Annotated in this window: 17 protein-coding genes; 14 read left to right on the top strand and 3 right to left on the bottom strand. The window is 62.1% G+C overall.

Translation table 11 applies throughout. The features are described from left to right. Positions 1-35: 35 nt before the first annotated feature. The 3 genes from lspA to AWB69_RS00845 form a co-directional block, all read right to left on the bottom strand. Entirely contained in the window at positions 36-536 is a 501-nt protein-coding gene (gene lspA / locus AWB69_RS00855; RefSeq protein ID WP_062081074.1) for a signal peptidase II, read from the bottom strand. Continuing rightward, positions 536-3,370 carry an isoleucine--tRNA ligase gene (gene ileS, locus AWB69_RS00850; protein WP_062081073.1) on the bottom strand — a complete coding sequence of 945 codons (2,835 nt, stop codon included), beginning with the start codon at positions 3,368-3,370 and terminating at the stop codon, positions 536-538. Before ileS ends, lspA begins: the two co-directional genes overlap by 1 nt. A gap of 164 nt (positions 3,371-3,534) precedes the next feature. Further along, positions 3,535-4,524, bottom strand: coding sequence for a bifunctional riboflavin kinase/FAD synthetase (locus AWB69_RS00845; RefSeq protein WP_062081071.1), 990 nt, complete (start codon positions 4,522-4,524; stop codon positions 3,535-3,537). 189 nt (positions 4,525-4,713) lie between these two features. Here AWB69_RS00845 and purN point away from each other — a divergent pair, with 189 nt between their 5' ends. The 14 genes from purN to AWB69_RS47435 all read left to right on the top strand — a co-directional run bounded on the left by purN (position 4,714) and on the right by AWB69_RS47435 (position 20,736). Further along, positions 4,714-5,364: a phosphoribosylglycinamide formyltransferase gene (gene purN, locus AWB69_RS00840; protein WP_062081069.1), complete on the top strand. Its 651-nt coding sequence runs from the start codon at positions 4,714-4,716 to the stop codon at positions 5,362-5,364. Next, complete coding sequence (locus tag AWB69_RS00835; protein WP_062081068.1) at positions 5,361-6,662, top strand: RsmB/NOP family class I SAM-dependent RNA methyltransferase; 1,302 nt, start codon at positions 5,361-5,363, stop codon at positions 6,660-6,662. The genes purN and AWB69_RS00835 overlap by 4 nt, the downstream gene beginning before the upstream one ends. Positions 6,663-6,942: 280 nt before the next feature. Then, positions 6,943-8,139 carry a DesA family fatty acid desaturase gene (locus tag AWB69_RS00830; protein ID WP_062081066.1) on the top strand — a complete coding sequence of 399 codons (1,197 nt, stop codon included), beginning with the start codon at positions 6,943-6,945 and terminating at the stop codon, positions 8,137-8,139. Between the two features lie 150 nt (positions 8,140-8,289). Further along, entirely contained in the window at positions 8,290-9,420 is a 1,131-nt protein-coding gene (gene nadA, locus AWB69_RS00825; protein WP_062081064.1) for a quinolinate synthase NadA, read from the top strand. Next, positions 9,420-10,304, top strand: coding sequence for a carboxylating nicotinate-nucleotide diphosphorylase (gene nadC / locus AWB69_RS00820; protein WP_062081062.1), 885 nt, complete (start codon positions 9,420-9,422; stop codon positions 10,302-10,304). The genes nadA and nadC overlap by 1 nt, the downstream gene beginning before the upstream one ends. A 363-nt stretch (positions 10,305-10,667) precedes the next feature. After that, the gene (locus AWB69_RS00815) at positions 10,668-11,534 is read left to right on the top strand and encodes a transporter substrate-binding domain-containing protein (RefSeq protein WP_062081061.1); all 867 of its coding nucleotides are present in this window, start codon (positions 10,668-10,670) and stop codon (positions 11,532-11,534) included. 83 nt (positions 11,535-11,617) lie between these two features. Beyond that, on the top strand, positions 11,618-12,340 hold the full coding sequence (locus tag AWB69_RS00810; RefSeq protein WP_062081058.1) for an ABC transporter permease: 723 nt from the start codon (positions 11,618-11,620) through the stop codon (positions 12,338-12,340). A 56-nt stretch (positions 12,341-12,396) separates the two neighbouring features. Beyond that, positions 12,397-13,167, top strand: a complete 771-nt coding sequence (locus AWB69_RS00805) for an ABC transporter permease (RefSeq protein ID WP_062081056.1) — start codon at positions 12,397-12,399, stop codon at positions 13,165-13,167. 19 nt (positions 13,168-13,186) lie between these two features. Further along, on the top strand, positions 13,187-13,978 hold the full coding sequence (locus AWB69_RS00800; protein WP_062081054.1) for an ABC transporter ATP-binding protein: 792 nt from the start codon (positions 13,187-13,189) through the stop codon (positions 13,976-13,978). A 114-nt stretch (positions 13,979-14,092) separates the two neighbouring features. Next, positions 14,093-15,574 (top strand): HAL/PAL/TAL family ammonia-lyase, encoded by a 1,482-nt coding sequence (locus AWB69_RS00795; RefSeq protein ID WP_156528702.1) that lies wholly within the window; start codon positions 14,093-14,095, stop codon positions 15,572-15,574. A gap of 281 nt (positions 15,575-15,855) precedes the next feature. Beyond that, positions 15,856-17,538: a urocanate hydratase gene (hutU, locus tag AWB69_RS00790; protein ID WP_031359855.1), complete on the top strand. Its 1,683-nt coding sequence runs from the start codon at positions 15,856-15,858 to the stop codon at positions 17,536-17,538. Between the two features lie 2 nt (positions 17,539-17,540). After that, positions 17,541-18,125: a HutD/Ves family protein gene (locus AWB69_RS00785; protein ID WP_062081053.1), complete on the top strand. Its 585-nt coding sequence runs from the start codon at positions 17,541-17,543 to the stop codon at positions 18,123-18,125. Beyond that, a complete protein-coding gene (hutI, locus tag AWB69_RS00780; protein WP_062081051.1) occupies positions 18,122-19,354 on the top strand; it encodes an imidazolonepropionase in 1,233 nt (410 codons plus the stop codon). The genes AWB69_RS00785 and hutI overlap by 4 nt, the downstream gene beginning before the upstream one ends. Beyond that, entirely contained in the window at positions 19,351-20,736 is a 1,386-nt protein-coding gene (locus AWB69_RS47435; protein ID WP_062081049.1) for a formimidoylglutamate deiminase, read from the top strand. The genes hutI and AWB69_RS47435 overlap by 4 nt, the downstream gene beginning before the upstream one ends. Positions 20,737-20,748: the final 12 nt, after the last annotated feature.

The following is a 20,748-nucleotide window of genomic DNA, read 5'->3' as shown; positions in this document are numbered from 1 at the left end:
GTACACATGACGGCTTACATGCCGAATAACGCCGCCTACTTTGCTCCGCGCACGCGCCGCAACTCATCGAAAACGAGCAGCACCGCGCCGATGGTGATTGCGCTGTCGGCGAGGTTGAACGCCGGCCAGTGCCACGTGTTGACGTGAAAGTCCAGAAAGTCGATCACATGGCCGTACACGATCCGGTCGATCACGTTGCCGATGGCACCGCCCATGATCAGCGCCAGCGCCGTGCAGAACAGCCGTTGCGTGCCGTGCCGTTTCAGCAGGTAGCAGATCACGATAGCCGCGACCACGCCAAGCGCCGTGAAGCCCCAACGCTGCCAGCCGCCGGCGGTGGCGAGAAAGCTGAACGCCGCGCCGCGGTTGTAGATCAGGAACAGGTTGAAGAACGGTGTGAGCGCGTGCGGTTCTCCATACGTGAACACGCGGCTGACGGCGATCTTCGACAACTGGTCGAAGAGGATCACGATCAGCGCCACGCCCAGCCACGGCGCGAGTGAACCACTGCTTTGTTTCGACATCGTTCTTGCCATTATGCTGCGCTCCGCGTTTCGCCGTTGCCGAAGAGATTGGTGATGCAGCGGCCGCACAATCCAGGATGTTCCGCCGATGCCCCCACGTCGTCGCGATAGTGCCAGCAGCGCTCGCATTTCAGGTACGTCGACGCAAGCACGTCGACGCCTTCTTCCGCTTCGCTCGCCACCTTGACCACCCGCGCCGCCGATGTGATCAGCACGAACCTGAGGTCATCGCCGAGACTGGTCAGTGCGTCATACCGCGCGCCGCTCGCCCGTACGTCCACTTCGGCCTGCAGCGACGAACCGATCAGATTGGCTGTCCGCGCTTCTTCCAGCGCCTTCGTGACGTCGCTGCGCGCCGAGCGGATCAGCGTCCACTTGTCGAGCAGTTCGCCGGCCTCGGGCACTTGCGGATAGGTGTGATACACCTCGGTGAAAATGGTGTCGCGCCCAGGTTGCAGCACCTTGTACGCCTCTTCCGCCGTGAACGACAGATACGGTGCGATCAGCCGCAGCAAACCATGCGCGATGTGATGCAGCACCGTCTGCGCCGCGCGGCGTTCGTGCGAATCCGGCTTCATGGTGTAGAGCCGATCCTTCAGCACGTCCAGATAGAAACCGCCGAGGTCTTCCGAGCAGAACGTCGCGAGCTTCGATACAACCGGGTGGAACTCGAATTTCTCGTAGTGCGCGAGCACGTCGTCCTGCAGGTTCTGCGCGAGGGCGACGGCGTATTTATCCATCTCGAGCCAGTCTTCCACCGGACGCGCATGCTGCTCGAAGTCGAAATCGGAGAGGTTGGACAACAGGAAGCGCAACGTATTGCGAATCCGCCGATACGTCTCCGTCACGCGCTTCAGGATCTCTTCCGAGATCGCGAGTTCGCCCGAATAATCCGTCGATGCAATCCACAGGCGGATGATTTCCGCGCCCAGCCGGTTCGACACTTCATGCGGATCGACGCCATTACCCAGCGACTTCGACATCTTGCGGCCTTCGCCATCAACCGTGAAGCCGTGCGTGAGCAGTGCGTTGTACGGCGGGCGGCCATCGAGCATGGAGGCGGTGAGCAGCGACGAATGGAACCATCCGCGATGCTGGTCCGAGCCTTCCAGATACAGGTCCGCCGGGAATTGCAGCGAATCCTTGTGCGAGCCGCGCAGCACGTGCCAATGCGTCGTGCCGGAATCGAACCACACGTCGAGCGTGTCGCGATTCTTCTCGTACATGTTGGCTTCGGTGCCAAGCAGTTCTGCCGGATCGAGCGTTTGCCACGCTTCAATGCCGCTCACTTCCACGCGCTTGGCCACTTCTTCGAGCAATTCCAGCGTACGCGGATGCAGTTCGCCGGTTTCCTTGTGGACGAAGAACGCCATGGGCACGCCCCACTGGCGTTGCCGTGACAGCGTCCAGTCCGGCCGGTTCGCGATCATGCTGTACAGGCGCTGCTTGCCCCACGACGGGAAGAACGCGGTGTTCTCGATCCCTTCCAGCGCGGTTTCGCGCAGCGTGCGCGACGTATCGTTGGGCCTCACGTCCATGCCGGCAAACCACTGCGATGTCGCACGGTAGATGATCGGCGTCTTGTGGCGCCAGCAGTGCATGTAGCTGTGTTTGTAGTGCTCGGTTTTCAGCAGGGACCTGGCGCCGCGCAGCGCTTCCACGATCTGGTCGTTCGCTTCCCAGATCGAGAGTCCGCCGAACAACGGCAACGACTCGATATAACGCCCATCGCCCATGACCGGATTGATGATGTCCGAGTCCGTCATGCCATGCGCCTTGCACGACAAGAAGTCTTCCACGCCATACGCCGGCGATGAATGGACGATCCCCGTGCCGCTTTCAGTCGTCACGTAGTCACCCAGATACACGGGCGCCGTGCGTTTATAGCCGGGGTGGGCCACGCTCAACGGATGATGAAAGCGCAGGCCGCTCAACTTCGCGCCCGTCGTGGTCGCGACGGTCGAACCCGTCAGCTTGTACTGTTTCAGGCATTCTTCCACGCGATCAACGGCTAAGATCAGCAGGCCTTTTTCCGTATCGACGAGGCTATAGACAATCTCCGGATGCACATTGAGCGCCTGGTTCGCGGGGATGGTCCACGGGGTCGTCGTCCAGATCACGATGCCGCCTTCCGGCTTCGGTAGGGCGTTCAGGCCGAACGCCTGCGCGGTCTTTTCCGGCTCGGCGAACGCGAACAGCACGTCGATGGTCGGATCAACCTTGTCCTGATACTCGACTTCGGCTTCGGCCAGTGCCGACCCGCAGTCGAAACACCAGTTCACCGGCTTCAGCCCGCGATACACATAACCCTTCTCGAGGATCTTTCCCAACGCGCGGATTTCGCCCGCTTCGTTGGTGAAATTCATTGTCTTGTACGGATTGTCCCAGTCGCCGAGCACACCGAGACGCCGGAAGCCGAGCTTCTGCTTTTCGATCTGCGCGCTCGCGTAGGTGCGCGCCTTTTCCATGACTTCACGCGCCGGCAGCGACTTGCCGAACTGCTTCTCGATCTGGATTTCGATGGGCATGCCGTGGCAATCCCAGCCGGGGACATAGACCGCGTCGAAGCCCGCGAGATTGCGCGCCTTCACGATCATGTCCTTCAGGATCTTGTTCACCGCGTGGCCGAGGTGAATGTCGCCATTCGCATACGGGGGGCCGTCGTGCAGGATGAACTTCTTGCGGCCCTTGCTGGCGGCGCGGATTTTTTCGTAGATCTTGTTGTCTTGCCATTCCTTCACCCATTGCGGCTCGCGCTTGGGCAAGTCACCCCGCATGGGAAACGGCGTATCCAGCAGATTGACCGGATATTTCGACTGGGGCTTGGCTTCTTTCTTGTTGCTCATGGATGACTCGATATCTGTTCGGTGAAGCGGCGGTGAGGCGGCGGTTCCAAGCGGGCAAGCTCGGGAACGGGCTCGAAGGTGCGTGTCTGGCGAGGCAGCGGGCAGCGCGTCGGGAGCTTGATCGGAAACCTTATCGGAAACTTCCAGCACCCGGCGCCACGCGCTCACCTAATTCGGTCGGTGGCCGAGGTGGCGAAACCGCTGTCGCGGCCACTTGAGTTCACGTCTGCAGCGAAATAGGCGCGGGCGTTGGTTACGTCGCGCGCTATGGCTGCCGTTAGTGTTTCGAGGTCCACGAACTTCTCCTCGTCGCGCAGCTTTTTCAGGAATTCGATACGCACGAGCTTGCCGTACGCGTCGCCATGCCAGTCGAGCACGAAGGTTTCAAGCAGCACGCGGCCGGAATCGTCCACGGTCGGACGCAGTCCGAGGCTCGCCACGCCCGGCAGCGGCGCGGGCGCGAGCCCATGCACACGCACGACGAAGATGCCCGCGAGCGCCGGCCGCTTGTGGGCGATCGGTATGTTGAGCGTGGGGAAACCCAGATCGCGACCCAGTTTTTGCCCGTGGACCACGTGGCCGCTGATGACATAGGGGCGGCCGAGTGCGAGGCGGGCGGCGTCGAGATCGCCTGCTACCAGCGACGCCCGCACGCCCGAACTCGAAATGCGTGCGCCGTTCAGGTCCGCGACCGTTGCCATTTGCTCGACTTCGAAGCCGTGCTTGCGTCCGGCTTCCTGCAGCGATTCGAAATCCCCGGCACGTTTTGCGCCGTAGCGGAAGTCGTCGCCGATCATCACCCAGCGCGCGTGCAGGCCGTTCACGATCACGTTTTCGACGAATGTATCGGGTGGCTGGCTGGCGAAGGTGCGATTGAAATGTTCGACCACGACGCGATCCACGCCGTTCGTGCGCAGCGCTTCAAGCTTGTCGCGCAGCATGGCGATGCGTGGCGGCGCGCCGGCGGGATTGAAGAATTCGCGGGGATGGGGCTCGAAGGTCATTACGCAGACCGGCAGTCCGCGGGCGTCCGCGGCGGCGCGCACGTGGGCGAGCAGCGCCTGATGGCCACGGTGAACACCGTCGAAATTGCCGATGGTCAGCGCACAGGGTGCGCGGCTTTCGGCATTGGGTAGGCCGCGAAAGACTCTCACGATATCGGTTGGGTCGGCGGTTGGCGGTTAAATGGGCGAATGCGGTAACGCAGGGCTAAAGCCGCGCGAGGCTGGCAAAGCCGCAAAGCGTTCGATTATAAACGTTCACGGCACGGGACGGAGGCCGAGCCCACTGCGGGCCGGGCCGATTCGCCGGGTTTTGACGGCATCGAATGATAAAATCCACGGATGAAAAAAATCGTCATCCTGATTTCCGGGCGGGGAAGCAATATGGAAGCCGTCGTGCGGGCTTGCGCGCGCGAAGGCTGGCAGGCGGCGGTGGCCGCTGTCATATCGAATCGCCCGGACGCCGCCGGGCTTGCTTTCGCAGCGGCAAACGGCATTCCGGCAACTGTCATAGATCACCGTGATTTCACCACGCGCGAAGCCTTCGATCAGGCGCTTGCACGCACTATCGACGGCTTCGAGCCGGATCTCGTCATGCTCGCGGGTTTCATGCGCGTACTGACCGACGCTTTCGTCGAGCACTACGCGGGCCGCATGATCAATATTCATCCGTCGCTGCTGCCGTGCTTTCCGGGGCTCAAGACCCACCAGCAAGCGCTCGACGCGGGCGTGCGCGTGCACGGCGCCAGCGTCCATTTTGTCACGCCGACGCTGGATCATGGTCCCATTGTCGCGCAGGCGGCGGTGCCAATCATGGCTGGCGACGACGCCGTGGCGCTCGCTTCGCGGGTGCTGGCGGTCGAACACGTTATTTACCCACGCGCGGTGCGCTGGTTCGTCGAAGGGCGTCTTGCCATCGACGGCGAGCGTGTCGTGCTCACGCCACCAGAGCCGCAATGGCTCTTTGCCGACATTGCCGGGGAGGGCGTATGAGGCTTCATGGATTTTTGATAGGACAGACAGAGACGTTGCTGGCCGACGTTTTACGCTTCAGCGGTCCCGCCGACGCTGCCACCAGCCGCTTTTTCCGCGCGCATCCGAAGCTCGGCCACAACGAGCGCGGTGTGATTGCCGAAGCGGTGTTCGCCGTCCTGCGCCGCAAGATGGAGTTTTCCCATCTCGCCGAAAGCGGCAGCGGCAACCTCGCACGGCGTCTCGCCTTGCTGGGCCTGATGCAGACGGCGGGGTTATCGGCGGTCAAGCCGTTCATTTCCGCCGATGAATACCAGTGGCTCAACCAGGTGTCGAAGATCGATCCGGCCAGCTTGCCGGTGCGCGTGCGGACCAATTTGCCGCAGTGGATCTACGACGCCATGACCAAGCGCTTCGATACCGAAGAGCTCGCCTTGCTGGCCGCCGCGCTGAACTACCCGGCGCCGCTCGACCTGCGCGCGAACCCGATCAAGGCCACGCGCGATGTGGTCATCAAGACGCTGACGGAAGCAGGAATTGATGCAGGCGAAATGCCGTTTGCACCGTTTGGCGTGCGCGTGGACGGCAAGCCGGCGTTGACGCGCCTGCAGCCGTTCCAGGACGGCTGGATCGAGGTGCAGGACGAAGGCAGCCAGCTTTTGTGTTCGCTGGTCGCGCCCCGGCGCGGCGAGATGATCGTCGATTTCTGCGCGGGCGCGGGCGGCAAGACGCTGGCGCTCGGCGCGATGATGCGCTCCTCGGGCCGCCTCTACGCGTTCGACGTGTCGGACCGCCGGCTCGCCAAACTCAAACCGCGCCTGGCTCGCAGTGGTTTGTCGAATGTGAATCCGGTGCTGATCGACAGCGAGCACGACGCCAAGATCAAGCGCCTGGCCGGCAAGATCGACCGTGTTCTGGTCGACGCTCCCTGTTCCGGCCTCGGCACGCTGCGTCGTAATCCGGACCTGAAATGGCGCCAGTCGCCGGAGTCGGTTGCGGAACTGACGCCGAAGCAGTTGTCCATCCTGACCAGCGCGGCGCGGCTGGTGAAAGTGGGTGGCCGTCTCGTCTACGCAACATGCAGCATGCTGGAAGCGGAAAACGAGGGTGTGGTCAATCAGTTCCTCGCCGCGCATCCGGGGTTCAAGCTGGTTCCGGCGCGCGACGTGCTGGCTGAACAACGTATTGACCTCGACACGGGCGACTATCTGCAACTCTGGCCGCACAAGCACGGCACCGACGGTTTCTTCGCCGCCGTGCTTGAGCGGCTGCCGGTTGCCGTGAAGGAAGCCGTGGTTGAGGACGCAGTTGAGGAATAAGTAAATTACGCTCGCTTTGGTCGGGGGAACCGCGTTCAATCCCCGGCCAAAGCTTTCAAAAGCGGGAAATTCGTGTTTACCGCACTAAACAAAGTCCCGGTTTAGCGGTCAAATTTCCTGCTGGCCCTGCGCGAAATCAAAATTTTCCCTAATCGACACAAAGACTTGGAACGCATGAAGTAAAATGCCGTCGAACCACGTGCATGTTCCTTTCATGTGCCAAACAGCCGTCGATCCTGTTTTCGTTCGGCTATTTTTTCCGCCTTTCAGGTAAATTGCCTTGCTGAATTCATCGCTTGAATTTCTCGCCAACGGATTGTTCGACCTCTCGTGGTGGCAGATTTTGCTGTTCACTCTCGTGATGACGCACATCACGATCATCGGCGTGACCGTCTATCTGCATCGTTGCCAGGCGCATCGTGCGCTGGAACTGCATCCGGTCGTCAGCCACTTTTTCCGTTTCTGGCTCTGGATGACCACGGGCATGCTGACCGGCCAATGGGCCGCGATTCACCGTAAGCATCACGCCAAGTGCGAGACCGAAGAAGATCCGCACAGCCCGCAAACGCGCGGCATCTGGAAAGTCCTGCTCGAAGGCGCCGAACTCTACCGTTCGGAAGCCAAGAACGAGGAAACCATGCGCAAGTTCAGTCACGGCACGCCGAACGACTGGATGGAACGCAACGTGTACACGCGCTATCCCATTCTCGGCATCAGCATCATGATGGTGATCGACGTTGCGCTGTTCGGCCTTGTCGGGCTGTCGGTGTGGGCCGTGCAGATGATCTGGATTCCGTTCTGGGCAGCCGGAGTGGTCAACGGACTGGCTCACTGGTGGGGTTACCGGAACTTCAATTCCGCTGACGCCAGCACGAACATCTTCCCGCTCGGCATCCTGATCGGCGGCGAAGAGCTGCACAACAATCACCACACGTATGCCACGTCGGCGAAGCTGTCGAACAAGTGGTACGAATTCGATATTGGCTGGATGTATATCCGCATCATGTCGGCGTTCAAGCTGGCCAAGGTCAAGAAGATCGCACCCACGCCGCGTCTGTCGGCGTCCAAGCCGGTGCTCGATCACGACACGTTGCAAGCCGTGCTGTCGAACCGCTATGAAGTGATGGCGCGTTACGGCAAGACGCTCAAGCGCGCGTACCGGCAGGAACTGTCGAAGCTGAAAGAAGGCGGTTCGGTGGACAAGTATCAACTGATGCGTGGTGCCCGCAAGTGGGCGCACAAGGAAGAGGCGGGTCTGGACGAGCCGCAACGCCAGCAGTTGCCGGCGCTTTTCTCGGACAACCACAAGCTGCGCACGTATATTGAATTGCGTCAGGACCTGTCGGCTATGTGGGACCGCTCCAACGCGTCGCGCGAACAACTGCTCGCGCAGCTGCAGGACTGGTGTCATCGGGCGGAGCAAAGCGGCATCAAGGCGCTGCAGGACTTTGCGTTACGCCTGCGACGCTACGCCTGACGGTAGTTAGGCCGCCTACCTTCGTCATCGATATCCGTTAAAATTTGATGACGTCATAAGACCCCGCTCTGGCGGGGTTTTTTCGTTTCAGGACGCAGTCATGCACGGCGTGATCACGACGTATTCACGAGCAATGGAGACGAGGAAGCGATGGACCAGGCGATTAAAAGCGTCGAGTACGACCGGCCGCAGGGACTGACATGCGGCATCGGCCAGGCGTGGGCGAAAGTGCCCGACACCCCAACGCGCGAGGAAAAGCGCGAGTTGAAGGAGCGCATCCGTGCGTTGCTCGTGCGCGAGAAGGCGGTATTGGTTGCGCACTATTATGTCGATGCCGAGTTGCAGGAGCTCGCCGACGAGACGGGCGGTTGCGTGGCGGATTCACTTGAGATGGCGCGTTTCGGGCGCGATCACGCGGCGCAAACGCTGATTGTGGCCGGCGTGCGTTTCATGGGCGAGACCGCAAAAATCCTCAGCCCCGAAAAGCGCGTGCTGATGCCCGATCTCGACGCGACCTGTTCCCTCGACCTGGGTTGTCCCGCCGACGAGTTTTCCGCTTTCTGTGACGCCCATCCCGACCGGACGGTCGTGGTGTACGCCAACACCAGCGCTGCTGTGAAAGCGCGGGCGGACTGGATGGTGACATCGTCGATCGGGTTGGAGATTGTTGCGGACCTGCACGCGCGCGGCGAAAAGATCCTCTGGGCGCCTGACCGGCATCTCGGTGGTTACATCCAGAAGAAAACCGGCGCCGACATGCTGTCGTGGCAAGGCTCGTGTCTTGTCCACGATGAGTTCAAGGGTATCGAACTCGATCTGTTGCGCGCCGAGTATCCCGACGCGAAGATCCTCGTTCATCCGGAGTCGCCGGAAGCGGTGGTCGCGCTCGCCGATGTGGTCGGCTCCACCACGCAATTGATCGATGCCGCGGTGCGGCTCGAGGCGAAGCGGTTTATTGTCGCGACGGATCGCGGGATCCTGCACAAGATGCGGCTTGCCGCGCCGGAAAAGGAGTTCATCGAAGCGCCGACGGCCGGGAACAGCGCGACCTGCAAGAGCTGCGCGCATTGCCCGTGGATGGCAATGAACGGACTGGCGAATCTGGCGGCCGTGCTGGAGCGCGGCCACAACGAAATTTTCGTCGATGCCCGGATCGCGGCGCGTGCACGGTTGCCGATCGACCGCATGCTCGATTTCGCTGCTCGTCACAAGAAGCGCGTCCAGGCGAGCGGGGACCTCGCGAAGGACGTTTCGTTATTTTCAAACGTAGGAGCGGCGTGATGGTGGCAAGTCAGTTGGTTTCTCCCTTACTCGAAGAAATCCGGGTCTTGTACGGCGAGGCATTTGATCAGGCGCTTCAGCGCAACGTCACCGACGCGCTGGCGGAAGACATCGGCGACGGCGACCGGACGGGGCTTCTTGTGCCTGCCAACGTGCAGCGGACGGCTCGCGTGACGGTTCGCGAAGAGGCGGTGTTGTGCGGCGTTCCATGGTTCGAGGCGGTGATGCGCCGGGTGGATGAATCGATTCGCGTGGAATGGCTGTATCGCGAAGGGGCGCGGATGATCGCCAATACGCCCGTGGTTTTGCTGCGAGGGCCAGCGCGCGCGCTGTTGACCGCGGAACGCAACGGGCTGAATTTCCTGCAGATGTTGTCGGGAGTGGCGACCGCTACGCGTCGATATGTGGACGCAATCGAAGGGACGCGGGCGCGGATTCTCGACACGCGCAAGACCTTGCCGGGTTTGCGTCTCGCGCAGAAGTACGCGGTGCGGGTCGGCGGAGGCGCGAACCAGCGGCTGGCGCTCTACGATGGCATCCTGATCAAGGAAAACCATATTGCCGCAGCGGGCGGTGTGGGCGCGGCCATGGATGCCGCGCTTGCCTTGAATGTCGGGGTGCCGATTCAGATTGAAGTGGAGACGCTCGAACAGCTTGAAACGGCGCTGGCTCATCGGGCGGAATCGATCCTGCTCGATAATTTTGCCTTCGATGCCATGCGCGACGCGGTGCGGCTGACTGCCGGCCGAGCGGTGCTGGAAGTGTCAGGCGGCGTGAACTTCGATACCGTGAGGACGATTGCCGAGACGGGTGTGGACCGGATTTCCATCGGCGCACTGACGAAGGACGTGCGGGCCACGGATTATTCGATGCGGCTCGAGTAGGGACGTCACGCCCGGTCGCTGCTTTCAGGCTTCAGGCTTGGTGGTTTGCCTGAAAGCAGTACTCAACCCGTTGCCCCAGAGCACCGCTGACCGAGCAGCAGTCACTCGGTATTTCCTTCCCATCGTGTCTAGACAACTTTAATAAAAATTAAAAAAAGCCGAACGATCGCTCGTCGAGTTCTCCGCATCATTCGTAGTAAAGCCTCCGTAAGCCTTACCCACAAAGACAGTCGGTATTTTCCCTAACTTCTCCCGTTGGGCGCAAAAAAACGTTGCCAGTCATTTTTGTTCACTCCATGCTTGTATATACAAGTTGGCGTTCGCCACTTGATCCAACAACCTTCGTGGAAGAGTGGCTCAACAATGACAGGCAAAATGAAATTGCTCGCCCGGCTGGCTGCATCGGTGGCCGTTGGTGTAATCGCTCTCGGCGCTGTCAGCGCCCAGGCAAAAGACTGGAAATCCGTCACGATCGCCACGGAAGGCGCGTACGAACCGTGGAACCTGACGCTCCCCGGCGGCAAGCTCGGCGGTTTTGAGCCGGAACTGATCGAGAACGTCTGCGCCCGTATCAAGATCCAGTGCAACCTGGTCACGCAAGACTGGGACGGCATGATCGCCGGCCTGCAAGCGGGCAAGTTCGACGTGCTGATGGACGCCATCTCGGTCACGCCTGAACGCGAAAAAATCATCGCTTTCTCGACGCCGTACGCAGCGACCCCGGCTGCTTTCGTGTCCGCCGACCAAAGCGCGGCCTCGCTCGCGAAGCAACCCGGCGCAGGCCAGACCGTCAAGCTGACCGGCGACACCGCCCACGACAAAGCCACGGTCGATGCACTGCGTGTCGCGCTGAAGGGCAAGACCATCGGCATCCAGTCGGGCACGGTCTACACCAAGTTCATCGATACGAACTTCAAGGACGTCGCGACCATCCGCGAATACAAGACAGCGCCGGAGCATGACCTCGATCTGGTCGCCGGCCGCATTGACGTCGCTTTCGACGACAGTACCTATTGGGCTTCGGCATTCACCAAGCCGGAAAACAAGGGCCTTGCGTTCACCGGTCCGAAGATCGCCGGATCGATCTGGGGCCCGGGCGAAGCGCTCGCGTTCCGTCAGTCCGACAAGGACCTGAAGGCGAAATTCGACCAGGGCATCCAGGCGGCACTCGCCGACGGCACGGTCAAGCGCCTCTCGCTGAAGTGGCTGAAGGTAGACGCTACACCTTGATGCGCAGCTGATTCAAGAAGCTCTGGCGAGCGCGTGTCTGTAAGCGGGCGCGCTCGACGATGTGTCACCGTTGGAGATAAAAGATGAGTCTGGTTCAACTACTCGGCTTCGGCGAGCAAGGGTGGGGCGCCACCTTGCTGCTCGCACTGCTCATGACCGTGGTGCTGACGATCGCCGCGCTTGCAGTCGGCGCAGTGTTCGGCGCAATGGTCGCTGCCGCGAAGCTGTCGCGCAGCCGCACGCTAAGAATTATCGGCGATGCCTACACCACGCTCTTTCGCGGCATTCCCGAACTGCTGATCATCTATCTCTTCTACTTCGGCGGCTCGTCGGTGATGACCGCCGTCGGCCACTTTTTCGGCGCCGACGGGTTCATCGGCGTGCCGCCTTTCGTGGTCGGCGCACTCGCCATTGGCCTGATTTCCGGATCGTATCAAGCTGAGGTGTATCGCTCGGCGGTGCTGGCGGTGTCGCGTGGCGAGATCGAGGCGGCGCGGGCCATCGGCATGCCGACGGCAACGTTATGGCGGCGCGTGCTGATTCCGCAAGTCATCCGTTTTGCGTTGCCCGGTATTGGCAACGTGTGGCAATTGAGCCTCAAGGATTCAGCGTTGATCGCAGTGACAGGGCTCGCGGAACTGATGCGTACCAGCCAGGTCGCCGCCGGATCGACACATCAATACTTCACGTTTTATATGGTCGGCGGTGCGCTGTACCTGATCCTCACGAGCCTGTCGAACCGGGTCTTCGAGCGTGCCGAAGCACGTATCGGCCGATCGTTTCGCGGCACGCTCGCGCGGCACTGAGCCACTGAGCCACTGAGCCACTGAGCCACTAATACGTTCCCCTGGTGAATCCGACCATGAATATCGATTTCGAATTTCTCGGCGATACGTTGTCGAAACTATTAGCCGCCGTTCCCACCACGCTCGGGTTGTTCTTCGCCTCGCTGATCGTGGGCGGTTTGCTTTCTCTTGTGATTGTCGCGATGCGGGTGAGCCCGAACTGGGCGCTCAACCGCTTTGCGCGTGGCTACATCCTGGTGTTTCGCGGCTCGCCGCTGCTGATCCAGATGTTCCTTGTCTATTACGGCCTGGGCCAGTTCCCGGCCGTCCGCGAGAGCTTCCTCTGGCCGCTGCTGCGCGTGCCGTACGTGTGCGCGATCGTCTCGCTTGCGCTGTGCACGGCCGGATATACCGCCGAGATCATTCGCGGCGGCCTGCAGTCGGTACCGCACGGGCAGATTGAAGCGGCGCTTGCGTGCGGCATGTCGCGATGGACGGTGTTGCGCCGGATCATCGCACCGATCACGCTGCGTTACGCATTGCCGGCGTACTCGACCGAAGCCGTGCTGCTCGTCAAGTCGACGGCGCTGGCCAGTCTTGTCACGGTGTGGGACGTGACGGGCGTCGCGCAGCAGATCATCCAGCGGACCTACCGCACGATGGAGGTTTTCATCTGCGCGGCCGCTATCTACCTCGTGCTGAATTTCATCATCGTGCGGGCGCTGGGCATGCTCGAAAAGAAGCTTTCGCCGCACCTGCGCGATCGTAACGCCACCGCGCCGAAGAAGCGTCCACAGGCCACGCTCAAAGCGGTGACGGTCCCCGACAGCCAGCACATCGATTCCTGAATCCAAGGGAGAAAACCTCATGAACCCAAGCAGTTCCATTGCGCTGTCCGCGACCAACATCCACAAGTCCTTCGGCGACGCGCACGTGCTCAAGGGCATTTCCCTCGACGCGCACGAAGGCGATGTGATCTCCATTCTCGGCGCGAGCGGGTCCGGCAAAAGCACCTTCCTGCGCTGTATCAACATGCTGGAAACACCCGACGACGGCGAAGTGAAACTCGCGGGCGAAGCGATCGAAATGAAGCGCGGCCGCGATGGACGCCTGCACCCGGGCAACCGCAAGCAGGTTGACCGCATTCGCTCGCAGCTCGGCATGGTGTTCCAGAGTTTCAATCTCTGGTCGCACATGACGGTGATGCAGAACGTGATTGAAGGGCCGTTGCGCGTCCAGAAACGCACGCGTGCGGAGTGCGTTGAAGAGGCGGAGCAGTTGCTGACGAAGGTCGGTCTTTACGAGAAGCGCGATGCCTACCCCGCGCATCTGTCGGGCGGCCAGCAGCAGCGCGTAGCGATTGCCCGTGCGCTGGCCATGCATCCCAAGGTCATGCTCTTCGATGAACCCACGTCCGCGCTCGATCCGGAACTGGTCGGCGAAGTATTGCGCGTGATGCGCGCGCTCGCCGAGGAAGGCCGGACCATGCTGGTCGTCACGCATGAGATGGGTTTCGCGCGGCACGTATCGAATCGCGTGATGCTCCTGCACCAGGGACAGGTCGATGCCGAAGGCGCACCCGACGACCTGTTCAACGGCCGCTGCTCGGAACGTTTCCAGCAGTTCGTGTCGAGTCATCATTCCCGTACTGCTAACTAAATCGACGAGGTTGACGTGCTTGCCAGTTCAGTTTTACCGACGCCATCGATTGGTCCCGTCATCATCGGCTTGGACTTGAATGAGGATTGCGGCAACGAGCGCTCGCGGGCTTCCGTGTGTATTGACCAGCCGCTCGACTGGCGTGGTGTCGCGCAGATCGCGAACGGCGCGAAGCTGGTTTTGTCGCCGGCGGTGCGTTCGCGGATCGACCATGCGCGCGCGCTCGTCGAGAGAATCGTCGAACGCCGGATTCGCGCGTATGGCGTGAACACCGGCGTGGGTGCGCTGTGCGACGTGGTCGTGTCGCCGTCGGAACAGCGCGCGTTGTCGCGCAACATCCTGATGAGTCATTCGGTCGGCGTGGGTGAGCCGCTGCGGCGGGAAGAGACCCGCGCGATCATCGCGGCCGCCGTGAACAACTTCGCGCACGGGCATTCCGGCGTGCGGCTCGAACTGGTGGAACTGCTCGTCACGTTGCTCGACAGCGGGTTGATACCCGAAGTCCCGGCGTTCGGTTCGGTCGGGTACCTGAGCCATATGGCGCACATCGCGCTGGTGCTGATCGGCGAAGGGTTTGTCCGCGACGACACCGGCCGCATGAGCGCCGCCGGCGCGTTGCAGCGCCTCGCGCGCGAACCGCTCGTGCTCGAGGCGAAGGAGGGCCTGAGCGTGGTCAACGGCACGCCTTGCGTGACGGGACTCGCCTCGCTGGCGCTGGCGCGCACCGAGCGGCTGCTCGAATGGGCCGACACCATTTCGGCGATGTCCTTCGAGAACCTGCGCGGCCAGGCGGCCGCCTTCGATGCCGACTCGCTCGCGCTGCGCATATCGCCGGGATTGTCGTTGGTGGGCGCACACCTGCGTGCGCTGCTTGCTGACAGCGGCATCATCGCGGCGTCGTTCGGACGCAAGACGCAGGACCCCTTGAGCTTGAGGACCATTCCCCACGTGCACGGCGCGGCGCGCGACGTATTCGCGACGACGGCGGAAGTGGTGAATCGCGAGCTGGCTTCGGTCACCGATAACCCCGTCGTCGCCGGCACGCTGGCGTCGCCCCGGGTGTTTTCGCAGGCGCATGCGGTGGGCGCGTCGATCGGCCTGGCGATGGATAGCCTGAGCACCGCGGTGGCCGAGGTCGCCGCGATGGCCGAGCGCCGCATCGACCGGCTGGTGAACCCGCTGGTAAGCGGCTTGCCCGCTTTTCTCGCCGATGGCGGCGGCACGTGTTCCGGTTTCATGATCGCGCAGTACACGGCGGCTTCGCTGGTTGCGCACAACCGCCGGCTTGCGATGCCTGCGAGCCTGGATGGGGGCATTACCTCCGGCTTGCAGGAGGACCATCTGTGCCACGCGACGCCGGCTGCGTTGAAGGCGCTGGAAATCATCGCCAATGCCGAGCGGATCCTTGCTATCGAATTGCTGGCTGCGGCTCAGGCCTATGACCTGCAACCCGCCGACCTGTCGCGCGCACCTAAAACCGACGCAATTTATCGAAGCGTCCGGGCTGTGATCTCCCAATACCGCGACGACCGGCCATTGGCAGGCGATATTGCCGCAGCCTGGGCGTTCGTCCACGAGGCAAACCCCGGGTTCTAGTCCACCGGGGTCTTGTATAGACAGATCGGACAACCTCAATGGCCGTCGATTCCGCAGTTTTGACGCGGGGTCGACGCCTGCCGCCCGGTTTATAACGGGGCTTCCCCGCCGTTCAAGTAAACCCCTACCTGAATCGATCTGCACACCGCTTGCGCTCCGATTTGTTTTGATTCAGACTTGTATATACAACTCGCCGACCAAGCTTCTTCACTGGCTGAAACGCCCCGAGGAATTGGCTGCAAGATACCGAATGTTCACCATCCCGTCCGAGGAGTGCTTTGATGAAAAACCACAACCCGCGTCCCCTGCGCGCACCGCGCGGCACCGAGCTTACGTGCAAGAGCTGGCTCACCGAAGCGCCGTATCGGATGCTGCTGAACAACCTCGATCCGGAGGTTGCCGAGAACCCCGACAAGCTGGTGGTCTATGGCGGTATAGGCCGCGCTGCGCGCAACTGGGAATGTCTCGACAAAATCCTTGAAACGCTGCAGCGCCTGGAAAGCGACGAATCGCTGCTGGTTCAGTCCGGCAAGCCGGTCGGCGTGTTCAAGACGCATGCCGACGCGCCGCGCGTGTTGATCGCGAACTCCAACCTCGTGCCGAAATGGGCCACGTGGGAACACTTCAACGAACTCGACCGCAAGGGCCTGTTCATGTACGGCCAGATGACGGCCGGGAGCTGGATCTACATCGGCAGCCAGGGAATCGTGCAGGGCACGTACGAAACCTTCGTCGAAGCCGCGCGGCAGCACTTTAACGGCGACTGGAAGGGCCGCTGGATCCTGACCGCGGGTCTTGGCGGCATGGGCGGCGCGCAGCCGCTGGCGGCGACGCTGGCGGGCGCGGTATCGCTGAACATCGAATGCGACCAGACGCGTATCGACTTCCGTCTGCGTACGCGCTACGTCGACAAGCAAGCGAAGGACATCGACCATGCGCTTGAACTGATCAAGCAACACACGGCTGCCGGCGACGCTGTCTCTATCGCGCTGCTGGGCAACGCGGCCGAAGTTCTGCCGGAACTCGTGCGCCGCGCGAAGGCGGGCGGGATCAAGCCGGACCTGGTCACCGATCAAACCTCGTCGCACGACCTGATCAACGGCTATCTGCCGGCCGGCTGGAGCCTGGAAAAGTGGCGCGCCGCTTCGCAGGATGAGTCCCAGCACGCTGAACTGAAAGCCGCCGCGCAACGCTCGTGCGCCCAGCACGTCCAGGCCATGCTCGATTTCCACGCGATGGGCATTCACGCAGTGGATTACGGCAACAACCTGCGCCAGGTCGCTTTCGACGACGGCGTCAAGAACGCGTTCGATTTCCCCGGCTTCGTTCCGGCGTACATTCGCCCGTTGTTTTGCGAAGGCAAGGGTCCGTTCCGTTGGGTTGCGCTCTCCGGCGACCCGGAAGACATCTACAAGACCGACGCGAAGCTCAAAGAACTGTTCCCGCATAACGCGGGCATGAACCGCTGGCTCGACATGGCGCGCGACCGCATCGCGTTCCAGGGTTTGCCGGCGCGGATCTGCTGGCTGGGCCTGGGCGAGCGTCACGTCGCCGGTCTCGCGTTCAACGAGATGGTGAAGAGCGGCGAGTTGAAAGCGCCGATCGTGATCGGCCGGGATCATCTGGATACGGGTTCGGTCGCCAGCCCGAATCGCGAAACGGAAAGCATGAAGGACGGCACGGACGCCGTGTCGGACTGGCCACTGCTCAATGCACTGTTGAACACCGCGGGCGGCGCGACGTGGGTCAGCCTGCATCACGGCGGCGGGGTCGGCATGGGCTACTCGCAACACGCGGGCATGGTGATCGTCGCTGACGGTACCGATGCAGCCCAGAAGCGCCTTGCGCGCGTGCTGGTGAATGACTGCGCGTCGGGCGTGATGCGTCATGGCGACGCCGGTTATGAGCAGGCCATTGAGTGCGCGAAGAACTTCGGCCTCGATCTGCCGTTCATCACGACCTGATCATGGCAGCGGCCTTCAGCATTATTCGCGCGGCCGATTTGAAGGCCGTGCCGTGGAAGAACGGCGGCGGGGCGACGCGCGAGATCGCCGCGTCGCCGCCGGGAGCCGCCTTCGATGCGTTCGACTGGCGCGTGAGCGTCGCGGATGTATCGGAGGCGGGGGCGTTCTCGGTGTTCGAGGGCATTGACCGCGTGCTGACGTTGATCGAGGGCACGGAGATGGCGCTCATCGATGCAGACGGCCTGCGGCACGTTCTTGCGCGCTGGGACTCGCTCGCGTTCGCGGGCGAAAAAAAGATCACGGCAGAGTTGCCGCACGGTCCGACGCGCGATTTCAACCTGATGTTGAGGCGGGATCGTGTGTCGGGAAGTGTGACGGTGCGGCGTGATGCGGCCGCGTTGAGCGTGGAGAAGGGCAGCGTTGTGCTGGTCTGTGCGCTTGGCGAGTTTGTTGTTGATGGCGAGCGTTTGTCCCCGGGCGATGCGCTTGTTTTCGAGGCTGGGGAGCATGCGTTGCTGAAGGCCGAACCGGTTTCAAAGGGCGCGGTTCTTATCGACGCTCGCATTGTCAAAGGATCGCTGACATGACTGACAACAGCGCTCAAATCTGGCGCAACGCGCGTCTTGCAGCGCGCGCCGATCCCGCGGATGTTCTTGAAAACGCGGCGATCGTCGTACGCGACGGGCGTATCGAATGGTTCGGCGCCGAAGCTGACATACCTTCCGCGTTCGCCGAAGCCGCGAGCCACGATCTGGAAGGGCGGATCGTGACGCCGGGTCTCGTCGATTGCCACACGCACCTGGTCTACTCGGGAAACCGCGCAGAAGAATTCGCGATGCGGCTTGAAGGGGCGAGTTACGAAGACATCGCGAAAAGCGGCGGCGGCATTGTCTCGACCGTGCGCAATACACGCGCCGCGAGCGAAGACGAACTGTTCGCGCAATCGCTGCGCCGCCTGGATGCGTTGCTCGCCGAAGGCGTGACCGCGCTGGAAATCAAATCGGGTTATGGGCTGGACCTTGCGACCGAACGCAAGATGCTGCGCGTTGCACGGCGGCTTGCAGCGGCGCGCCCGGTGACCATTGCCACGACATTCCTCGGCGCGCACGCGTTACCGCCGGAATACGCAGGCCGTGCCGATGACTACATCGCGCATGTCTGCGACGAGATGTTGCCGACGCTCGCGGCAGAAGGCCTGGTCGATGCCGTCGATGTCTTCTGCGAGCGCATTGCGTTCACGCTCGCGCAAGCGGAACGCGTGTTCAACGCGGCATCGAAACTGAATCTGCCCGTGAAAATGCACGCGGAGCAGTTGTCGCTGATGGGCGGCGCAGCGCTCGCGGCGAAGCATCACGCGCTATCCGCCGATCACCTCGAATTCCTCGACGAAGCCGGCGCAATCGCGATGCGCGAAGCCGGCACCGTTGCCGTGTTGTTGCCGGGCGCGTTCTATTTCATCCGCGAAAAACAGTTGCCGCCTGTCGACCTGCTGCGTCGCCACGGCGTACCCATCGCGCTCGCCACCGACAGCAATCCGGGGACATCGCCGAGTACGTCGCTGCTGCTGATGCTCAACATGGGCTGCACGTTGTTTCGTTTGTCGGTGGCTGAAGTGCTCGCGGGTGTGACACGTCACGGCGCAAAAGCGCTAGGTCACGCCGATGTCAGCGGCCAGATCAGCGTTGGTGCGAAGGCGGACTTTGTTGCGTGGGATATCGAAACGCTGGCGGAGCTGGCGTACTGGACCGGCCTCGATCGCTGCGCGCTGGTCGTGCGCCACGGGGTTGTGACCGTAGATAAACGGACTATCCGATGACACGAAATAGCTTGTTTGCCGAGCACGCGCGTTTGCAAGATGGCTGGTCTCGCGACGTGCTGCTGGAATGGGACGATCACGGAACGTTGGTCGCGGTCACGCCGGACAGCGCGCAACCGGCGGGCGTGAATAAAGCGAAAGGTCCGGTGCTCGCCGGCATGCCGAATCTTCACTCGCATGCGTTCCAGCGCGCGATGGCGGGGCTCACCGAATATCGCGCGAATCCTACGGACAGCTTCTGGAGCTGGCGCGACCTGATGTACCGGTTTGCCGCGCGTATTTCGCCGGACAGTATTGGCGATATCGCGCGCTGGCTTTATATCGAAATGTTGAAGGCGGGCTACACGTCGGTCTGCGAATTCCACTACGTGCATCACGCACCGGATGGTAAGCCGTACGCGAATCCTTCCGAAATGGCCGCTCGTGTGGTCGACGCAGCGGCACAAACCGGCATCGGCATGACGATGTTGCCCGTGCTATATCAATACGGCGGTTTCGGCGAACGCGAGCCCACAGCGGGTCAGGCGCGTTTTGTCCACACGCCGGAAAGCCTGCTCGACGCCCTCGTTTCATTGCGCGCGGCGCAGCCCGAAAACGGCAACCTGCGGTATGGCGTTGCACCGCATTCGCTGCGGGCTGTATCGAAGGAATCGCTGGGCCGTTTGCTCAACGGACTCGACAGCGCGTTTCCGGGCGCGCCGGTGCATATCCACATAGCCGAGCAGACGGCTGAAGTCGACGCCTGTCTGGAGACGCTGAAAGCGCGGCCCGTGCGCTGGCTGCTCGATAACTTCGACGTGAACGAACGCTGGTGCCTCGTGCACGCCACGCACGTCGACGACAACGAAGTCCGCGCAATGGCAGCAAGTCGCGCTGTCGCGGGCCTGTGCCTGACAACCGAAGCCAATCTCGGCGATGGCATTTTCCCCGCGTATGCGTACCTGAACGATGGCGGACGGTTTGGACTCGGTTCGGACAGCCACATTGCCGTCGACTGGCGCTCAGAGTTGCGCTTGCTCGAATACGGACAACGGCTGACGCGCCGCGAGCGCAACGTGCTGGCATCGAATGAACAGGCGCACGTGGCGGACCGTCTCTTCGACGCCGCCGTACAAGGCGGAGCCCGTGCCACAGGCCGCGCGGTCGGCGTGCTGGAAGCGGGGCGCCAGGCGGATTTCATCGTGCTCGATCCCGATCATCCGGCTATAGCCGGACACGCGCCGGACGCGTGGTTATCGGGCGTGGTGTTCTGCGAACACGGTGAAACGCCGGTGCTCGATGTGAGCGTCGGCGGGAACATCGTGGTTCAAGCGCGGCGGCATCGCGATGAAGACGCGTCGTTCGGACAGTATCGAAATACGCTGGCCGGATTGCTTAAATAAAGGACGCAGCCT

The organism is Caballeronia udeis (assembly GCF_001544555.2).
Lineage (GTDB): Bacteria > Pseudomonadota > Gammaproteobacteria > Burkholderiales > Burkholderiaceae > Caballeronia > Caballeronia udeis.
This window is presented reverse-complemented; position numbering and strand designations above follow the sequence as displayed.

What these genes read in the sequence shown, in the direction of transcription:
- lspA (WP_062081074.1), bottom strand. Translation starts at nt 536, where the DNA reads ATGGCAAGAACGATGTCGAAACAAAGCAGTGGTTCACTCGCGCCGTGG.
- ileS (WP_062081073.1), bottom strand. Translation starts at nt 3,370, where the DNA reads ATGAGCAACAAGAAAGAAGCCAAGCCCCAGTCGAAATATCCGGTCAAT.
- purN (WP_062081069.1), top strand. Translation starts at nt 4,714, where the DNA reads ATGAAAAAAATCGTCATCCTGATTTCCGGGCGGGGAAGCAATATGGAA.
- AWB69_RS00835 (WP_062081068.1), top strand. Translation starts at nt 5,361, where the DNA reads ATGAGGCTTCATGGATTTTTGATAGGACAGACAGAGACGTTGCTGGCC.
- nadA (WP_062081064.1), top strand. Translation starts at nt 8,290, where the DNA reads ATGGACCAGGCGATTAAAAGCGTCGAGTACGACCGGCCGCAGGGACTG.
- nadC (WP_062081062.1), top strand. Translation starts at nt 9,420, where the DNA reads ATGGTGGCAAGTCAGTTGGTTTCTCCCTTACTCGAAGAAATCCGGGTC.
- AWB69_RS00815 (WP_062081061.1), top strand. Translation starts at nt 10,668, where the DNA reads ATGACAGGCAAAATGAAATTGCTCGCCCGGCTGGCTGCATCGGTGGCC.
- AWB69_RS00810 (WP_062081058.1), top strand. Translation starts at nt 11,618, where the DNA reads ATGAGTCTGGTTCAACTACTCGGCTTCGGCGAGCAAGGGTGGGGCGCC.
- AWB69_RS00805 (WP_062081056.1), top strand. Translation starts at nt 12,397, where the DNA reads ATGAATATCGATTTCGAATTTCTCGGCGATACGTTGTCGAAACTATTA.
- AWB69_RS00800 (WP_062081054.1), top strand. Translation starts at nt 13,187, where the DNA reads ATGAACCCAAGCAGTTCCATTGCGCTGTCCGCGACCAACATCCACAAG.
- hutU (WP_031359855.1), top strand. Translation starts at nt 15,856, where the DNA reads ATGAAAAACCACAACCCGCGTCCCCTGCGCGCACCGCGCGGCACCGAG.
- AWB69_RS00785 (WP_062081053.1), top strand. Translation starts at nt 17,541, where the DNA reads ATGGCAGCGGCCTTCAGCATTATTCGCGCGGCCGATTTGAAGGCCGTG.
- hutI (WP_062081051.1), top strand. Translation starts at nt 18,122, where the DNA reads ATGACTGACAACAGCGCTCAAATCTGGCGCAACGCGCGTCTTGCAGCG.
- AWB69_RS47435 (WP_062081049.1), top strand. Translation starts at nt 19,351, where the DNA reads ATGACACGAAATAGCTTGTTTGCCGAGCACGCGCGTTTGCAAGATGGC.